Here is a 16,360-nt window from a genome sequence, read left to right on the forward strand (position 1 = left end):
GAGTTTTATATGGCAGAAAAAATCGTTTTAAAAGATGGTAAACTCAGTGTTTCAAATCACCCTATCATTCCCTACATTGAAGGAGATGGTGTTGGTTTGGATATTTGGCGAAATGCTCAGCTAGTTTTTGATGCAGCAGTGGAAAAAGCCTACGCAGGTCAGAGGAAAGTGGTCTGGCAAGAACTATTAGCTGGGAAAAAATCTTTTGATCAGACAGGAACCTGGCTACCAGATGAGACTTTAGCAAGAATTAAAGAGAACTTGGTTGCCATCAAGGGACCCTTGGCAACACCAGTTGGTGGGGGCATTCGCTCGCTTAATGTTGCCTTACGTCAAGAATTAGATCTTTATGCTTGTGTTCGTCCAGTTCGCTATTTTAAGGGGATTGAGAGTCCTCTTAAAGAACCTGAAAAGACAAATATTACCATTTTTCGAGAAAATACAGAAGACATTTATGCAGGGATCGAGTGGGAATCTGGCAGTGATGACGTGAAAAAAGTTATTGATTTTCTCCAAAATGATATGGGGGTTCACAAAATTCGCTTTCCTGAAACAAGCAGCATCGGTATTAAGCCCATTTCTATTGAAGGAAGTGAACGATTGATTCGTTCGGCTATTGATTACGCTCTAGAAAATGGTTTGACCAAGGTGACCCTCCTTCACAAAGGTAATATTCAAAAATTTACCGAAGGTGGTTTTCGAAAATGGGGTTACGAACTAGCCCAACGAGAATACGGCAAAGAACTCGAATCGGGGAAATTGGTCATTTCGGATATTATTGCGGATAACTTTTTGCAACAAATTCTCCCTAATCCTGAAAAATTTGATGTTGTAGCACTTACAAATCTGAATGGGGACTATGCCAGCGATGCTTTAGCGGCTCAAGTTGGAGGTATTGGAATCGCACCAGGAGCTAATATTAATTACTTGACTGGACATGCTATTTTTGAAGCAACGCATGGAACAGCACCAGATATTGCAGGACAAGACTTAGCAAACCCCTGCTCGGTTCTTCTTTCAGGCTGTATGATGTTTGAATATATGGGATGGACAGAGGTTGCCGATTTAGTTACGAAAGCTATTGAAGATAACTTTGCTAAGGGTATTTTCACAACGGATTTAACGAGGGATAATCCAGTTACGACCAGCCAGTTTTGTCACAGTTTAGTGACCTATATTCAAGGGGAGTAGGGATAAAGTTGGTGAAGAAGAGCCACTGTCACTCCTTGATAAGTGTTTTTTAGAGTAAGAAAAGGGAATCATCATGATTCTCTTTTTGATTATTAAAAAGCAATGACAGCTTTCTAGCAAATGATTGGAAATGCCACTGTCACCTCACCTCGCTTCTTGTCCATGTATGTGGCTAGAGCTACATTTCGCTTAAAATATGAGTGGTGGCTGATGATGGATGGTCTCCCAAAAGTTAGACAAAAAATCTAACTTGTGGTGGTACTTCATCATTGAGATACTACTTTTTGATTGACATCCTTTATTGAAAACGCTATCATATTTTTGTAGAAAATTTCAAGTAAGGAGCCATTATGGCAACAATTAAAGATGTGGCAAAATTGGCCGGTGTGTCTGCCTCAACAGCTTCACGAGTGCTCCACGACAACAGCATGATTAGCGAGGCCACCAAAATCAAGGTTAGGCAAGCCATGGAGGAACTCAATTACTCTCCCAACTATTCCGCTCAAAATCTGGTTAAACGGGATTCCAATATGGTTGGCATTGTATTACCTGTCCGTGAAAACCATGAATCTCTGGGAAATAACCCCTTTTTCATGCAGATTATCCAAGGGATTAGTAGCGTCTGTACAGATCACAATTTTATGGTCAGTTTGGCGACTGGTCGTAATGAGAGTGAGCTCCTCAAAAACGTTGAGACACTAATCCGCAGTGGCAACATTCGCCGCTTAATCTTCCTTTATGCCAAAAAAGATGACCCAGTCTTTGAGGCTATTCAAAGAGAGCAAATATCTTGTGTCGTGGTTGGTCAGCCTTACAGTGAGCCCTCACCTTGGGTAACTTTTGTGGATAATGACAATAGCAGAGCTGGAGAGGATGCAACGCGCTTTCTGCTTGAAAAAGGCTATAAAAATCTCGTCTATGCCTACACGGATATGGCCGAGTTGGTGCAATCCAATCGCTTTGAAGGTTATTGTTGTGCTATGGAAAAAGCAGGTCTAACGCCTAAATGCCTTCATCTTCCAAGACAAGATGGAGGAAATAATCAGGTTCGCTTGGAAGAGTATTTGTCAAAAGAAGTGGTTCAGGGCTTTGTTATCATTGATGATATGCTGGCTCTTCGCCTGCAAAAGCTCTTGGTCGGACTTGGTAAAGTACCAAGCGACTACGCCATGATAAGCTTTAACAACTCCTTGATGACTGAATTAGCCAATCCCTCTCTCACCTCGGTTGATGTCTTTCCATATCAGCTTGGGGAACTGGCAGCTAGACAGCTAGTCAGTCCAAAAGCAGAACAGGGTAAGCTTGTTATCAACCATAAAATTATTGAACGTAGCTCATCGAAAGGACCTGAAGCAAAATGATATTGATGGTTGGCTTTGACATCAATGGCCCCGCAATTTGATAAAGCAAATATAAGAAGTGAACAATACAAAATGAACCGAGATACTCCCTTTATGATGTTTTAGTGAATAGTTGTTTTTTCACAGTCTGCTGTAAGGGGAGTATCTCGTAAATTCTGTGAAATCCGTTTTGTTCGCTATTATGATTGAAGGCTAGACTTTGTTCCAGCCTCTTTTGTTCTCTTCTAAATGAGTTGAATAATGACAATCAATGCAGATAAAATCATAGTGAAACTCCCGATTCGAGAGAACCACAGGGCCGAATGTTTTCCGAAAAACGTGCCTAAATAACTAGCACAGATACTGTAGAGAAAGTCGTTTACTAGACCAATGATAAGATAAGTTGCACTTAAAATGAGCATTTGGCTAAAAATGTTAGCAGATTGATTGATGAATTGTGGTAAAAAAGAAGCCAGAAAAATGATATTTTTAGGATTGAGCAGGATTAGCAAAAAGCCGTTTTTAAAGGCTTTACCCTTTTCAGGAAGGTCGATGGCTTCAAGGTTTTGCTCGGTTTTTGTTGCCGCAAGTAAACTTTTGATGCCAAGGTAGAGTAAGTAGCTGACCCCCAGTAGACGTAAGACGATGTATAAACTATCAGAGGTCTGAATCAGAGTTCCAATCCCTGCAACAGACAGGATAATGCAAAACAATCCTCCAAAGAAATTTCCCAAAACGATTTCATAAGCGGTTTTCTTGCCATGATTAATGCTGGTGGTGACAAGATATGAGGCTGTAGGGCCGGGTGGAGTAATCAGTAAAATACAGGCGAGCGTGTAAGAAAGTCATGTTGAAAAAGTCATCGTAGTTCTCCTTAAATCGGTTAAAGAATTTTAGGATAATTATACAACATAATGGTATATCATTCAATTCGAAAAAATAATAAAAAAATTAGGAAACGCTTTACAAAATAAAAAAGTGTGCTATAATAAACTTATCACAAATAACGCAAACGTTTGCGCAATATAATGCAAACGTTAACATAGGAGGAACTATGAAAACCTTAAAAGAGAAATTCGGTTTTGAATTTTGGCAAAAGTTTGGTAAGTGTTTGATGGTGGTTATCGCTGTCATGCCTGCGGCAGGATTAATGGTCAGTATAGGGAACTCAATTCCCCTGATTGCACCAGGAAATCAAGCTCTAGCAACTATTGGTAATGTTGTTGCTCAAATTGGTTGGGCAGTTATTGGGAACCTTCACTTACTCTTTGCTTTGGCTATCGGTGGTAGCTGGGCTAAAGAACGCGCCGGTGGTGCTTTTGCAGCCGGTTTAGCCTTTGTTTTGATTAACCGCATCACAGGTGCCATCTACGGTATTTCAAGTAGCATGCTTGCTGACCCTGAAGCTGTAGTGACAAGCTTCCTTGGTACTAAGATGGAAGTGGCTAACTACTTCACAAGTGTCCTTGAAGCTCCTGCTATCAATACTGGTGTTTTCGTAGGGATTATCTCAGGTTTTGTTGGAGCGACAGCTTTTAATAAGTACTACAACTACCGTAAACTCCCTGATGTCCTATCATTCTTCAATGGAAAACGCTTTGTACCATTTGTAGTGATTTGGCGCTCAGCTCTGACAGCTATTGCTCTTGCTTTTATCTGGCCGGTTATCCAATCTGGAATCAACGGCTTTGGTATGTGGATTGCAACTTCTAAAGAAACAGCACCATTCCTTGCACCATTCTTGTATGGTACTTTGGAACGTCTGCTCTTGCCGTTTGGTTTGCACCATATGTTGACTATCCCAATGAACTATACAGCTCTCGGTGGTACTTACGATGTTCTTACAGGTGCAGCTCAAGGAACTCAAGTATTTGGACAAGACCCGCTTTGGTTGGCATGGGTAACTGACCTCATTAACTTCAAAGAAGCAGGTGACACAGCGGCTTACAATGACTTGTTTGCAGCTTTCACACCGGCACGTTTCAAAGTTGGTCAAATGATTGGTTCAACTGGTATCCTTATGGGTATTGCATTTGCAATGTACAAAAATGTTGACGCTGACAAGAAAAAACAATACAAAATGATGTTCGTCTCAGCAGCCGCTGCGGTCTTCTTGACAGGTGTTACTGAGCCTCTTGAGTTCATGTTTATGTTTGTCGCTATGCCACTTTATGTTGTCTATGCCTTCGTTCAAGGTGCAGCATTTGCTATGGCAGACCTAGTACACCTTCGTGTTCATTCATTTGGTAATATTGAACTCTTGACACGTACGCCTATGGCTATCAAAGCAGGGCTAGGCGGAGACTTGCTCAACTTCGTTTGGGTATCACTCCTCTTTGGACTTGTTATGTACTTTATCGCAGACTTTATGATTCGCAAATTCAAACTTGCTACTGCAGGTCGTCTTGGCAACTACGAAAACGAAGAAGCTGGTCAAGAAGGAGATACAGCGACTGTTGATACAAACTCACAAAGTGTGCAAATCATCAATCTTCTTGGTGGCCGCAGCAATATCGTTGACGTTGATGCTTGCATGACTCGTCTTCGTGTAACGGTTACAGACCCTTCACAGGTTGCAGATGAGGAAGCTTGGAAAAAAGTTGGTGCCCTTGGTCTCTTCTTGAAAGACAATGGCGTTCAAGCGGTTTATGGGCCAAAAGCGGACATCCTCAAATCTGACATTCAAGATATCTTGGATTCAGGAGTGACTATTCCAGCAACTGATAAATAAGATGTAAAAGGAAAGGCTGGGCGTCTGCTCGGCTTTTTCCCATATAAGGAGAAGACAATATGAAACTTTTAACGTTAAACACTCACTCATGGATGGAGGAGCATTCCGAAGAAAAATTGGAGCAATTGGTTAGCCATCTCTTAAAAGAGGACTATGATATTATTTGCTTGCAGGAAATCAATCAGCTGATGATGTCAGAGAAAGTGAAGGTACCAAAAAGTTATCAGGCGCTTTCTTCTGCGCCAGATTTGCACGCCGATCACTATGCCTATCTCTTGACGCAAAAGTTGGCTGAAAAAGGCGTCACCTATGAGTGGTCTTGGTCTTATAACCACATCGGTTTTGATCGCTACCATGAAGGAGTGGCTCTTTTGAGTAAGACTCCGATTGCTGGGCGCGAGCTCTTGGTCTCTGAGGTGGATGACGAGACAGACTACCATACTAGACGTATTCTCTTAGCGGATACTGTGGTCAATGGCAGAGCTGTGACGATTGTCAGTCTTCATCTATCATGGTTTGGAAAAGGGTTTGAGGCTGAATGGGAAATTATAGAGAAAGAGCTTTTAGCCCAAACAAATCCACTTATACTGATGGGAGATTTTAACAATCCAACGGATCAGGAAGGCTACGAATTAATTTTAAAGAGTCCGCTAAATCTGGTCGATAGTCATAAAGTTGCTGAAAAAGTATCGGGAAGTCATACCATCTTGGCAGATATTGATGGCTGGGAGGGTAATCAGCAGGCGCTTAAGGTTGACCACGCTTTTATCAGCCAAGACTTGACGGTTATCAGTTCTAAAGTGCTATTTGATGGCGGAGAGACGCCTGTTTTGTCAGATCATTTTGGTCTGGAAGTGGAAATTGACCTTTAATCAAAGAGGGAGAAAATCCCTCTTTTTTGTACCCTCGATTATGGTATAATGAGTTAAAGTCACTTGAAGGAGGGAGCGAAATGGAAGTCATTGAAAAAGCACCAGCTAAAATCAATCTGGGTTTGGATATTGCTGGAAAGCGTTCGGATGGGTATCATGAATTATCCATGATTATGGTAAGTGTGGATTTGAATGATTATGTGATTTTAAAATCTCTGGACACAGACGAGATTATCATGACATCTGATAATCACAAAATGCCTCTCAATGAGAAAAATGATGTTTATAAGGCTGCCTCTCTAATCAAGGAAAAATATGGTATCACCACTGGCCTTGATATTTCCCTGCAGAAATCCATTCCCATCTGTGCAGGATTGGGTGGTGGCTCAAGTGATGCCGCAGCAACTATACGCGGACTCAATAAGCTCTGGAACCTTAATATGGGACGAGAGGATATGATTGAGATTGGATTTCAGATTGGTAGCGATGTGCCTTACTGTCTGGAAGCTGGTTGCTCTCTGATTACTGGCAAGGGCGAGATTGTGGAGCGTCTGGAGACCTCTCTTTCTTCCTGGGTGGTTTTGGTCAAGCCTCACTTTGGTATTTCTACGCGGACAGTCTTTCCTGAGATTGACCCTGAGACCATTTCTCGGGTTGATATCGAGGCTCTAAAAAGAGCTCTGCTTGCTAAAGACTACGAAGGAATGATAGCTCAGATGGGGAACTCCTTAGAAGATGTGACGATTAAGCGAAAGCCTTTTATCCAAAAAATCAAAGATCGGATGCTCAAATGTGGGGCTGACGTGGCTTTGATGACGGGTTCTGGGCCAACAGTTTTTGCCCTCTGCCCAACGGAAAAGCGGGCTGACCGCGTCGTTAATAGTATGAAAGGTTTTTGTAAGGAAGTGTACAAAGTTCGTATTTTGCAGGGGTAAATCTTGCCCCTGCATTTTGATTATGGTATAATTAACCAGTTAAGAAAAAGGAGAAAAGAATGAAAACCTTATCTATGCAACTTGATGCTCTAATCAATCAAGTCCTCTTAAAGGCTGAAAACCAGCATGAATTGCTAATTGGGTCCTGCCAGAGTCAAGTCAAGTTGACCAATACTCAGGAGCATATTCTTATGCTTCTTTCACAGGAAAATTTAACCAGTTCAGACTTAGCCAAGAGGCTAAACGTCAGTCAAGCGGCGGTCACAAAGGCGGTCAAAAGTCTTGTCGAAAAAGGTATGCTTGAGACGATGAAAAAAGCAGAAGACGGCCGTAGTTTGCATTTAAGTTTGACTGCGGAGGCGACGCCGATTGCTGAGGAGCACAGCCATCATCACGACAAGACCTTGTCTGTTTATCAAGAAGTTTTAGCAGATTTTTCGGATGTGGAGCAGGAAGTTATCAGTCGCTTCATCACCAAGCTGTCACAGAGATTGGAGGACTAGATGCGTTATATTACTGTTGAAAATCTTTCCTTTCAATACGATTCTGAGCCAGTGCTAAATGATATCAGCTATCACCTAGATAGTGGTGAATTTGTCACCTTGACGGGGGAAAATGGCGCAGCTAAATCAACATTGATTAGGGCCACCTTGGGAGTCTTAAAACCTAAGCAAGGTCAGGTTACTATTTCTAAGACCAATAAAGACGGTAAGAAGTTACGCCTTGCTTACCTTCCTCAACAAATTGCCAGCTTCAACGCAGGTTTTCCCAGTACGGTTTATGAATTTGTCCGTTCAGGTCGCTATCCAAGGCAGGGCTGGTTTCGTCGTTTGACTAAACATGATGAAGAACATATCAAAGTTAGTCTAGAAGCGGTTGGCATGTGGGAAAGCCGTCATAAACGTTTAGGAGCTCTTTCTGGTGGGCAAAAGCAGCGTGTGGTTATTGCGCGCATGTTTGCCAGTGATCCAGACATCTTTATCCTTGACGAGCCAACGACTGGTATGGATGCAGGAACAGCTCAGACCTTTTATGAGCTCATGCATCACTCTGCCCATAAACATGGTAAGTCAGTTCTTATGATTACACACGATCCTGAAGAAGTTAAGGAATTTACAGATCGTAATATCCACCTCGTCAGAAATCACGACCTGCCTTGGCGTTGCTTTAACGTCCATGAGACGGATGAAGAAGGAGAAAAACATGTTCACTGAGATTTTAGCCTATGATTTTATGCAACGAGCTCTTTGGGCGGTCGTTGCCATTTCCCTCTTTGCACCAATTCTAGGGACATTTCTGATTTTACGTCGCCAGAGCCTCATGTCAGACACCCTTAGTCACGTTTCACTAACTGGTGTTGCACTGGGTGTTATCATGGGAATTAATCCCACTTGGACTACGATTCTGGTGGTGACTGTGGCAGCTGTGATTTTGGAATACTTGCGAACAGTTTATCGTCATTACATGGAAATTGCCACAGCTATTCTCATGTCAATGGGTCTAGCCTTGTCCCTGATTTTGATGAGTAAGTCTAATTCTTCTTCAGGGGTCAGCTTAGAACAGTACCTCTTTGGCTCCATTATTACGATTAGCAAAGAGCAGGTTATCGCTCTCTTTGTCATTGCAGCGACAGTTCTCATATTGACGATACTTTTTATTCGTCCTATGTATGTGCTGACCTTTGATGAGGACACGGCTTTTGTAGATGGTTTACCTGTTCGTCTTATGTCAACGCTTTTCAATGTGGTGACGGGTATCGCTATTTCCCTGACTATTCCTGCAGCAGGTGCTCTTTTAGTCTCTACCATTATGGTACTTCCAGCCTCTATTGCTATGCGCTTGGGCAATAACTTCCGTTCGGTTATCGGCTTGGGAATCATCGTTGGCTTCATCGGCATGGTATCTGGTATTTTCCTTTCATACTATTGGGAAACACCAGCCAGCGCTACCATCACCATGATTTTTATTCTCTTTTTCCTCCTGACTGGTTTGGTAGTTATAAAGGACTAATCTTAAAAGCTGCTTAGGCAGTTTTTTTCTTTTAGGAAAAGGTAGAGCTAAGAAAATGTAAAAAACTTTTTACATTTTTTGTAAAACAGACTTGACATTTAATGTAAAGTAAACTATACTTATTTTGTAAAGGTAACTTGACAAAGTAAAATGTTGTTCACGAAGGAGAGTTCATGAAAAAATTAACAAAAGAAAAAGTCATCTCAGATGCGAAGTCAAGTTTGGCAGGTCTTCTAGTCATAGCAGCCATTTTCTTATACTACGCTTTGGTAAAGCGAGATTGGTTTTGGCTTGTTAGTATTTTGCCACTTGTATTAGCAACAGATGGTTATAAATATGGTCGTCTTCTGATGGATGAAACATATCTGAAACGCTATGTGATTAAAAAGAACGATGAGCGAAATCTTCAAATAGAAGGAATGGCTTATCGCACGATGGCAAAAATCCTTATTCTAGTTTACACTTTTTTATCTGGTCTCTTTTTGGGCTACTTTTCAGATCAACTGACTGTTGATCAGAGAGGATTGATTGCGCTGGGGATGTTTGGCCTTGCTCTCTTGATAATAGGAATTTTTCACCTCGTCAAATGGTATTATGAGCGTCAGCTTTGAGTAAAGGAGAAGCCATGGAAACGAGAATTCAGGAGCTAAGAAAGGCACGAAAACTCAGTCAGGCTGAGCTGGCAGATGAATTGGAAGTCACCAGACAAACCATTATTTCCCTAGAAAAAGGGCGCTACAATGCCTCGCTGGAATTAGCCTATAAAATCGCTAAATTTTTTGGAAAAACAATTGAAGAAGTGTTCTTATTTGACGATGGAGGAATCTAAATGAAACGACGATTAGCTTTGGGACAAAAAAAGTCAAAGGAAGCCTTTAAAAGACAACTACGTGTCAATGCTACGTTATGCGCTAGCTTCGGTATCATAACAGTACAGCTAAGAAATCATTTTGAAACATCAGATTTTGCTTCAGGCTTTCTTTTAGGAATTGCGATTGCTCTCTTGTCTGGAAGTATTTATCTCTTGGCTGTATGCAGCAAGGAAAAAGCCTTCAATCGCTATTATGTTAAATACTACGACGAACGCAGTCAGCATATTCGAGCATTGAGCCTGCAAATGACTCTAGCATTAGTTGTTGTTTTGCTGACGGTTCTTGCCTGCCTGTACGCCTTTTGGCAAATTAGCCTGCCATACATGGTACTGATTACGCTCCTGCTTTATACCATCATATTAGGACGTTTACTGATTACTGCAATTCTAAACAAAACCATCTAAGGAAATGTGAAGGAAAACTTATGACACTCATTACTGTTCAAAACTTAACCAAAACTTTCGGATCCCAAACCGCACTCAATCAGATTTCGTTTGATATTTCTGAGGGACAAATCTTTGGATTTCTTGGCCCGTCGGGTTCTGGAAAGACCACAACCATTAATATTCTGACAGGTCAGCTCTTAGCCGATAGCGGTTCAGCTGAGATTTTTGGCAAAGCTGCGCAGGCTTTAGCGCCAGAAGATTTAGAAAACATAGGTATTGTCAGCGATACTAGTGGCTTCTATGATAAGCTGACGCTTTATAAAAATCTTCAGGTTTACGCTAAATGGTACGGTGTTGGGAATGACCGTATAGACGAACTCCTCAAAGCTGTTGGTATTTATGAAGCCAAAGATAAACCTGCTGAAAAACTCTCAACAGGAATGAAGCAGCGAATGCTTTTAGCGCGTGCTCTGATTAATAAACCCAAATTACTCTTCCTAGACGAACCAACTAGCGGTCTTGACCCATCGACTTCGCGCGTGATTCACGATTTACTTTTGGAGCTGAAAGCTCAGGGAACCACTATTTTTCTAACCACCCATGATATGAATGAAGCAACCCTGCTCTGCGATAATCTAGCACTTCTTCACAAAGGTGTTTTGGTCGAGACAGGTAGCCCTGCCCAGCTTATTCGTAAATATCACACCGATAAAAAAGTCAGAGTGACCTATATAAATGGACAGGTGAAAGAAGTAAGTTATCAAGATTTATCTGGCTTGGAAACGACAGAGGTCGAGACCATTCACTCATGTGAACCAAGCTTGGAAGATGTTTTCATCACTTTGACAGGAGGAAGCTTAAATGTTTAGACGATTATCTGCCCTACTTTGGAGCCGCAAGGAAATTCTTCTCGCCAACAAGCAGACTGCTCTCATGCTCGTGATGCCAGCAGGATTCATTGCCCTTTATTCTTTCATCTTTAAGGAGATGCCAAACAGCAATGACATGATCTTTGCCATGACCTTACCTATGATATCAGCTATGCTGGGCTATATCTTACCAACTCTTGTGGCTGAAGAAGCAGAAAAGCACAATCAACAGACTCTTATTTTATCAGGTGTCAAGATTTGGGAATATGTTTTAGCGAGTCTCGCGATTCCTTTTGGACTTGTGATTGCCTATCTGATAGCTTTGCCATTTGCTCTTAAGATTGAGATCACCAACTGGCTTGTCTATCTGGGAGTTAATATTTTAACAGCGCTTGTGACCGTCTTGATTTACTTGGCAGTAGCGTTAGCGTGTGATACACAGGCCAAAGCAACCATTACTGCTATGCTGCCTATGATTATATCCATGCTCTTACCCATGATGTCTTTGACCAACAAGGAAATAGCGGAGCTGGTCACCTATACCCATATGGGCGCCTACACCAAGTGGACTTTAGAGGGGGATAGCTATTCTGTACTTGATAAGAGTTTCTGGATTTTATTGCTTTGGTTAGCAGGCGCGCTCCTTGCCACCTACTATTTTGCCAAAAAGAAGCAGGTTAGAAAGTAACTTGACAAGAAAAATATAAAATTGTATTATGTCAATAATTCAAAGAAAGGAGAGAATACGATTTCGATGAAAAAACACATACTACGAGTGATTACCTATGGGTTATTAGCAATAGGAGTTTTTGCTCTTAGTCAATTGGCTCAAACTCCCGCACTTCTATTCTTGAGAGAAAATGGGCAAAGTCCACTTTCAGTCACTCAAAATATGATTAGCCTAGCCGTTTATTGGGCAGTCATTATAGGAGTCTTTGCGCTAGCCCATCACCTTAAACTCATCAAGCTGAAAGAAAAACTTAGCTGGAAGAAACTAGCCCTCTTTCTCATTAGCGGAGAAGTGGCCATTTGGGTTGTCAGTTTCATAGGCGTTCTGATTTCCTTGATGATGAGGGATGACATTCTATCAACTAACCAAGAGAGTATCAACGAACTGATGAACTTGCTACCGACAAGTCTTATGGGGACAATGATCTTAGTTGGGGCGCCAATTTTGGAGGAAGTTTCCTGTCGCGGCTTAATCCCTCGTATGTTTTCGGAAAAATGGCAGTGGCTGGGCTACGTGCTTGGAGCGGTATTGTTTGGCCTTGCTCATGCACCAACAACCCTTGGAACAGCTGTGCAGTATATCGGAATGGGAGGGGTTTTATCTCTAGTTGCTTATTTCAGCAAACGCTTGGAATACAGCATTCTTCTACATTTTATGCACAATAGCCTAGCATTTGCCCTTATGCTGTCACAGATGTAACCCAAAAAAGAGAAACCACCGAGGCGACTTAAAAACGACATTGGTGGTTTTTATTTCAATCTAAAAGGATCTTTGTCAACTGCAGTGGGCTCGACACTTGCCTTCTCTTTTTCTTTGGTTAGTAGTTTATGAGTTTCAGACTGGATTTGTTTCTTCGTATGATGGGTCACAGACTGAGAATCAATGGTATAACCTATCATCACCATAAAGCTAGTGACTGCTAGACCACCAAAACCAATCAAAAATCTAGCCTTCATTTTATTTAACATCACTAGTGCTATCTCCTTTTTCCATAAGATAGCACTATGATAACAAGATGAACTTGAAAAAGTTATCACAAGAAAAAGAGGCTGGGCAAAAACTAGCATTGAAATAAAACCACACAGTGATTTCATACTTGAAAACAATCAAGACGTGAAAATGGCGGTGTGGTTTTTGATTTTTAGTGATTATGGAAGCCAAGTTCTTGGCCAATTTTGTAAGATTCATGCTCATGAAGAGGAAGCCAACCTCAGTTTGGACAGCTTGATGACCTCGAACATGAACTCGGCGCACGCCAAAAATACTCTTCAATCTACCAAAAACGGGTTCGACATCGATTTTCCGTTTAGCGTAGAGACGAGAGCCTTCTTCACTATGCAATTCTGCTTTGATGAGTTCCTTAAAGTAAGCCCAAGTTGGATTATAAAGAATCTGTTTCTGATACCCCTTCTCAGTTTTAGCCAGTTGTTCTAGCTCAGGAGTGTCCTGAACCTTATCCGCCTCGTAAATCTTGAAATCTCGCTCAAATCCATACTTATCCGTGCGACGAGAATACTTCTTAAAAGAATAAACCACACCATCAGGTTTGATAAATTGATCTGTTTCTTCAAGGTACGTCCAGTTGTTTGGGGTGTTAGGGCTATTCTGATATTTCTTAGTCATCTCCTTTTGGTACATACCATAAGGAATCAGAGGTATTTTCTCCAGTTCATCAATAATAAAGCTATAGTTTTCCTCACTCCCATAGCCCGCATCTGCGACAATATACTGAAATAAATCTAATGTTTGAATAGATTGCAGAAAGGGTTTGAGAGTTCTTGTATCGGTTGGGTTCGGAAAAATATCATAGGCAAGAACGTATTGACCATTAGTGGCAGCCTGGACATTATAACCAGGTTTCAGCTGGCCATTCTTCATATGATCCTCTTTCATTCGCATGAAGGTGGCAGCATGATCTGTTTTTGAGAAAGAGTTACGGTCTTCTAGGATTTCTCTAGCTTCTTCATATCGTTGTTTACGAGGGATGACATCTTTCCTCAGGTGATTGCGGAGTTTCTTGATGCGACGTCTCTTCTGTTTGTTAGCAGAACCTCCCTTAATAACTTTTGGTTCCTCAGAAATAGCTTTTTCAACGTCTTCCAAGGCTTGCTCGATATCTTCCAAAAGGCGCACTAATCCCTCACTAGTGTCACATGCTTCTTTTGAAAGAGCTGAATCTACCCCTTCTTGAACAAGGTTGTCATAAAGTTCAGATATTTTACCATTCAATGCCTCTTCATACTTAGTAACGGCTATTTTCCAAGTAAAAGAATAGAGATTGGCGTCAGCTTCTAACTTAGTACCATCAATAAAGAGTGCCTCTCTTCAATCAGACCATTTTCACGCATGAGCAAGGTAAAGTAAATAAAGGCGGTCTTTATCAGATTATTGGCATGCTTACTCGAACGATCTTATTGATGGTTTTATAACTAACATAAGTGTCTTGGCTTAGCCATTTCTTGGGAATAACTTCGTCATTCATTTGAACCATTTTACGACCTGAAAAGACCTGACGGGCATAGGCGAAAAGAATCATCTTTAAAAGCATGGCTGGATGGAAGGCTGGTCGGCTAGTATGAGACTTTTCCTCAAGTAAAACATGATTAGGGATACTATCCACAAAAAGACTGATGAATCTAACCTCATGAGTTATAGGAATATCGTAGGCAAGATTTAGTTCCAAACTTAATTGATTTGTGTTATACTCTTTATACATTGTCATGGCTTTCTAGTTGTTTTGTTGTTATTATAATTATAAACCATGGCATAGAAAAAATGGGCATCTCCAACTGCGGAAATGCCCGTTCTTTTTACGTTTTAGAGCTAGTTTTTGCCCAGCCTCCTCCTTAATTCTCATAATATGACAAATCAATCTCACCATCATAGATAAAGTCATCATCAATGTGATGGGCGATTTCAATAACAGTAACTGGTAAATTGAACAGTAGGTTTCGGATATTCTTAGCATTTTGAGCATCCAGCGGAGCTGTCACTTCATCTGCAAGAAGCACATCTTTTTGTCTAATCAGATTTCGTGCAATTTCAAGCCGTACCTTTTGTCCCCCAGAAATATTTTCTCCATTATTCACAATCTGGTACTCTAAAATATTATCAAGTTCAGCTGTCAAACCAACTTGTTCAAGCTTTTCTAATAATAGCTCATCAGAAAATTCAGCTCCTAGCGTCAAATTATAGCGAATGCTATCATTAAAGAGATAAGGCGACTGGGCAATCAAACCAATGCGCTGGTGGTAATCAGTCGTTACCTGACCATTATCAAGTACAGACTCAATAGAGCCTTCATCAGGCTTAAATTCTTGTAAAATCAGCTTAAAGAGAGTCGATTTTCCAGAACCACTTGGTCCTTTAATCAAGTATTTTTTTCCTTTTTCAAAGCGATAAGTGAAGTCTGAAAAAAGGGTTCTACCTGCAAAGGATTTCGTCAATTGATGGCATTCTAAAGCTTCAAAATCTTCATTTGTAAGAGACCGCTCCTGCTCTTTAGGAATAGGCTGAGCTAATATCTTGTCAAATGTGTCAGAAATGGATTTTGCTCCTTTGAGCCTAAAAATATCGTTAACAATATTCATCAATGGCTGCTCCAGACGTGTTGCTGCAATAAACATGGCAATTAAATCTGTCACTTGTACGCTAGTTCCTGCTGCTATGAGTACCAGTCCTAAAAAGATTGGGAGAAACTGAGACACAAAGAGCATCAGATTGGCTAAAAAGGCAAAGAAAGATTGATAAATCCCAAATGTTTGTCGTGAATCTTCGTAGCGTGTTGACTGGTTTTGAACATTTTTAAGACCAGAAGAAAGGGCTTGATTCTGAACTAACGTTGGCCTTCCAACAACGGCATCGCTCACTAAACTCAGTAATTTCTGTCTCTCTGATGCTTGCTCGTCCCCTTTTCGCTCTGCTATTTTACTAATCCTCAGTTGAACAACTAAGAAAATAAAGGAACAGGCAATAAACAGCAAACCAATCGGTATATTTTTTACCAAGAGGTAGATGCTAAGTAATAGGAAATTACTAATGTGTGCAACAAGGAGAATACTTGGACTAATATGATTCCAGAGATAATATTCAACATCTTGTGTTAAAAGGGAAATCTTCTGTTCATTCCCAATCTCCTGATGCCCCAATATCAAACGCTTGTAAAGATCAAGGCGAATGTTACCGCAGCCAATGGTCATAATCTGATTGATCAAGAGATTAGCGATAAACATGACAGCATATAAGAGCAAGTAGAGTGTCAATCCATAGACCAAAAACCCCCATGTTTCTTTACGACTATTTAACGCTGTAAGGTCAAAGATTTTATCTGTCATCAAGGGTTCAATGAGAAAGACAAAACTGTTTAAGATACAGGCGATAAGGGTTAAGGTCACTAAAAATTTATTAAAATACTTAAACATCTC

Annotated in this window: 15 protein-coding genes and 3 pseudogenes; 14 read left to right on the top strand and 4 right to left on the bottom strand. The window is 40.9% G+C overall.

The annotated features are described in order from the left end of the window. Positions 1-9: 9 nt before the first annotated feature. Positions 10-1,191, top strand: coding sequence for an NADP-dependent isocitrate dehydrogenase (gene icd / locus G576_RS0106400; protein ID WP_027973906.1), 1,182 nt, complete (start codon positions 10-12; stop codon positions 1,189-1,191). Between the two features lie 350 nt (positions 1,192-1,541). Continuing rightward, positions 1,542-2,552, top strand: coding sequence for a LacI family DNA-binding transcriptional regulator (locus G576_RS0106405; RefSeq protein WP_027973907.1), 1,011 nt, complete (start codon positions 1,542-1,544; stop codon positions 2,550-2,552). 224 nt (positions 2,553-2,776) lie between these two features. Here the strand turns inward: G576_RS0106405 and G576_RS12465 are convergent, their stop codons facing one another. Continuing rightward, entirely contained in the window at positions 2,777-3,355 is a 579-nt protein-coding gene (locus G576_RS12465; RefSeq protein ID WP_342664551.1) for a LysE family translocator, read from the bottom strand. 230 nt (positions 3,356-3,585) lie between these two features. Between G576_RS12465 and G576_RS12470 the strand changes: the two are divergent. The 12 genes and pseudogenes from G576_RS12470 to G576_RS0106470 form a co-directional block, all read left to right on the top strand. After that, positions 3,586-5,247: pseudogene (locus G576_RS12470) on the top strand (PTS transporter subunit IIBC); the annotation flags it as partial. Between the two features lie 74 nt (positions 5,248-5,321). Next, on the top strand, positions 5,322-6,134 hold the full coding sequence (locus G576_RS0106420) for an endonuclease/exonuclease/phosphatase family protein (RefSeq protein ID WP_027973908.1): 813 nt from the start codon (positions 5,322-5,324) through the stop codon (positions 6,132-6,134). An 80-nt stretch (positions 6,135-6,214) separates the two neighbouring features. Then, positions 6,215-7,069, top strand: coding sequence for a 4-(cytidine 5'-diphospho)-2-C-methyl-D-erythritol kinase (gene ispE, locus G576_RS0106425; protein ID WP_027973909.1), 855 nt, complete (start codon positions 6,215-6,217; stop codon positions 7,067-7,069). A gap of 59 nt (positions 7,070-7,128) precedes the next feature. Next, positions 7,129-7,572 (top strand): zinc-dependent MarR family transcriptional regulator, encoded by a 444-nt coding sequence (locus G576_RS0106430; protein ID WP_027973910.1) that lies wholly within the window; start codon positions 7,129-7,131, stop codon positions 7,570-7,572. Beyond that, complete coding sequence (locus tag G576_RS0106435) at positions 7,573-8,283, top strand: metal ABC transporter ATP-binding protein (RefSeq protein WP_027973911.1); 711 nt, start codon at positions 7,573-7,575, stop codon at positions 8,281-8,283. It begins immediately after the preceding gene. Beyond that, complete coding sequence (locus G576_RS0106440) at positions 8,273-9,079, top strand: metal ABC transporter permease (protein WP_027973912.1); 807 nt, start codon at positions 8,273-8,275, stop codon at positions 9,077-9,079. Before G576_RS0106435 ends, G576_RS0106440 begins: the two co-directional genes overlap by 11 nt. A gap of 173 nt (positions 9,080-9,252) precedes the next feature. Continuing rightward, positions 9,253-9,690, top strand: coding sequence for a hypothetical protein (locus G576_RS0106445; protein ID WP_027973913.1), 438 nt, complete (start codon positions 9,253-9,255; stop codon positions 9,688-9,690). Positions 9,691-9,704: 14 nt separating this feature from the next. Then, a complete protein-coding gene (locus tag G576_RS0106450) occupies positions 9,705-9,908 on the top strand; it encodes a helix-turn-helix transcriptional regulator (RefSeq protein WP_027973914.1) in 204 nt (67 codons plus the stop codon). After that, positions 9,909-10,355 carry a hypothetical protein gene (locus G576_RS0106455; protein WP_027973915.1) on the top strand — a complete coding sequence of 149 codons (447 nt, stop codon included), beginning with the start codon at positions 9,909-9,911 and terminating at the stop codon, positions 10,353-10,355. Between the two features lie 20 nt (positions 10,356-10,375). Further along, entirely contained in the window at positions 10,376-11,206 is an 831-nt protein-coding gene (locus tag G576_RS0106460; protein WP_027973916.1) for an ABC transporter ATP-binding protein, read from the top strand. Continuing rightward, entirely contained in the window at positions 11,199-11,894 is a 696-nt protein-coding gene (locus G576_RS0106465) for an ABC transporter permease (protein ID WP_027973917.1), read from the top strand. Before G576_RS0106460 ends, G576_RS0106465 begins: the two co-directional genes overlap by 8 nt. Positions 11,895-11,960: 66 nt before the next feature. Next, a complete protein-coding gene (locus G576_RS0106470; RefSeq protein ID WP_027973918.1) occupies positions 11,961-12,635 on the top strand; it encodes a CPBP family intramembrane glutamic endopeptidase in 675 nt (224 codons plus the stop codon). Between the two features lie 92 nt (positions 12,636-12,727). On the opposite strand, the pseudogene G576_RS0106475 reads toward G576_RS0106470, so the two are convergent. The 3 genes and pseudogenes from G576_RS0106475 to G576_RS0106485 all read right to left on the bottom strand — a co-directional run. Further along, a pseudogene (locus tag G576_RS0106475) lies at positions 12,728-12,904 on the bottom strand (peptidylprolyl isomerase); the annotation flags it as partial. Between the two features lie 34 nt (positions 12,905-12,938). Further along, positions 12,939-14,652 (bottom strand): annotated as a pseudogene (locus G576_RS12475) (IS1182 family transposase). A gap of 130 nt (positions 14,653-14,782) precedes the next feature. After that, positions 14,783-16,357 (bottom strand): ATP-binding cassette domain-containing protein, encoded by a 1,575-nt coding sequence (locus tag G576_RS0106485; RefSeq protein WP_027973920.1) that lies wholly within the window; start codon positions 16,355-16,357, stop codon positions 14,783-14,785. Positions 16,358-16,360: the final 3 nt, after the last annotated feature.

This window comes from Streptococcus porci DSM 23759, assembly GCF_000423765.1.
GTDB lineage: Bacteria > Bacillota > Bacilli > Lactobacillales > Streptococcaceae > Streptococcus > Streptococcus porci.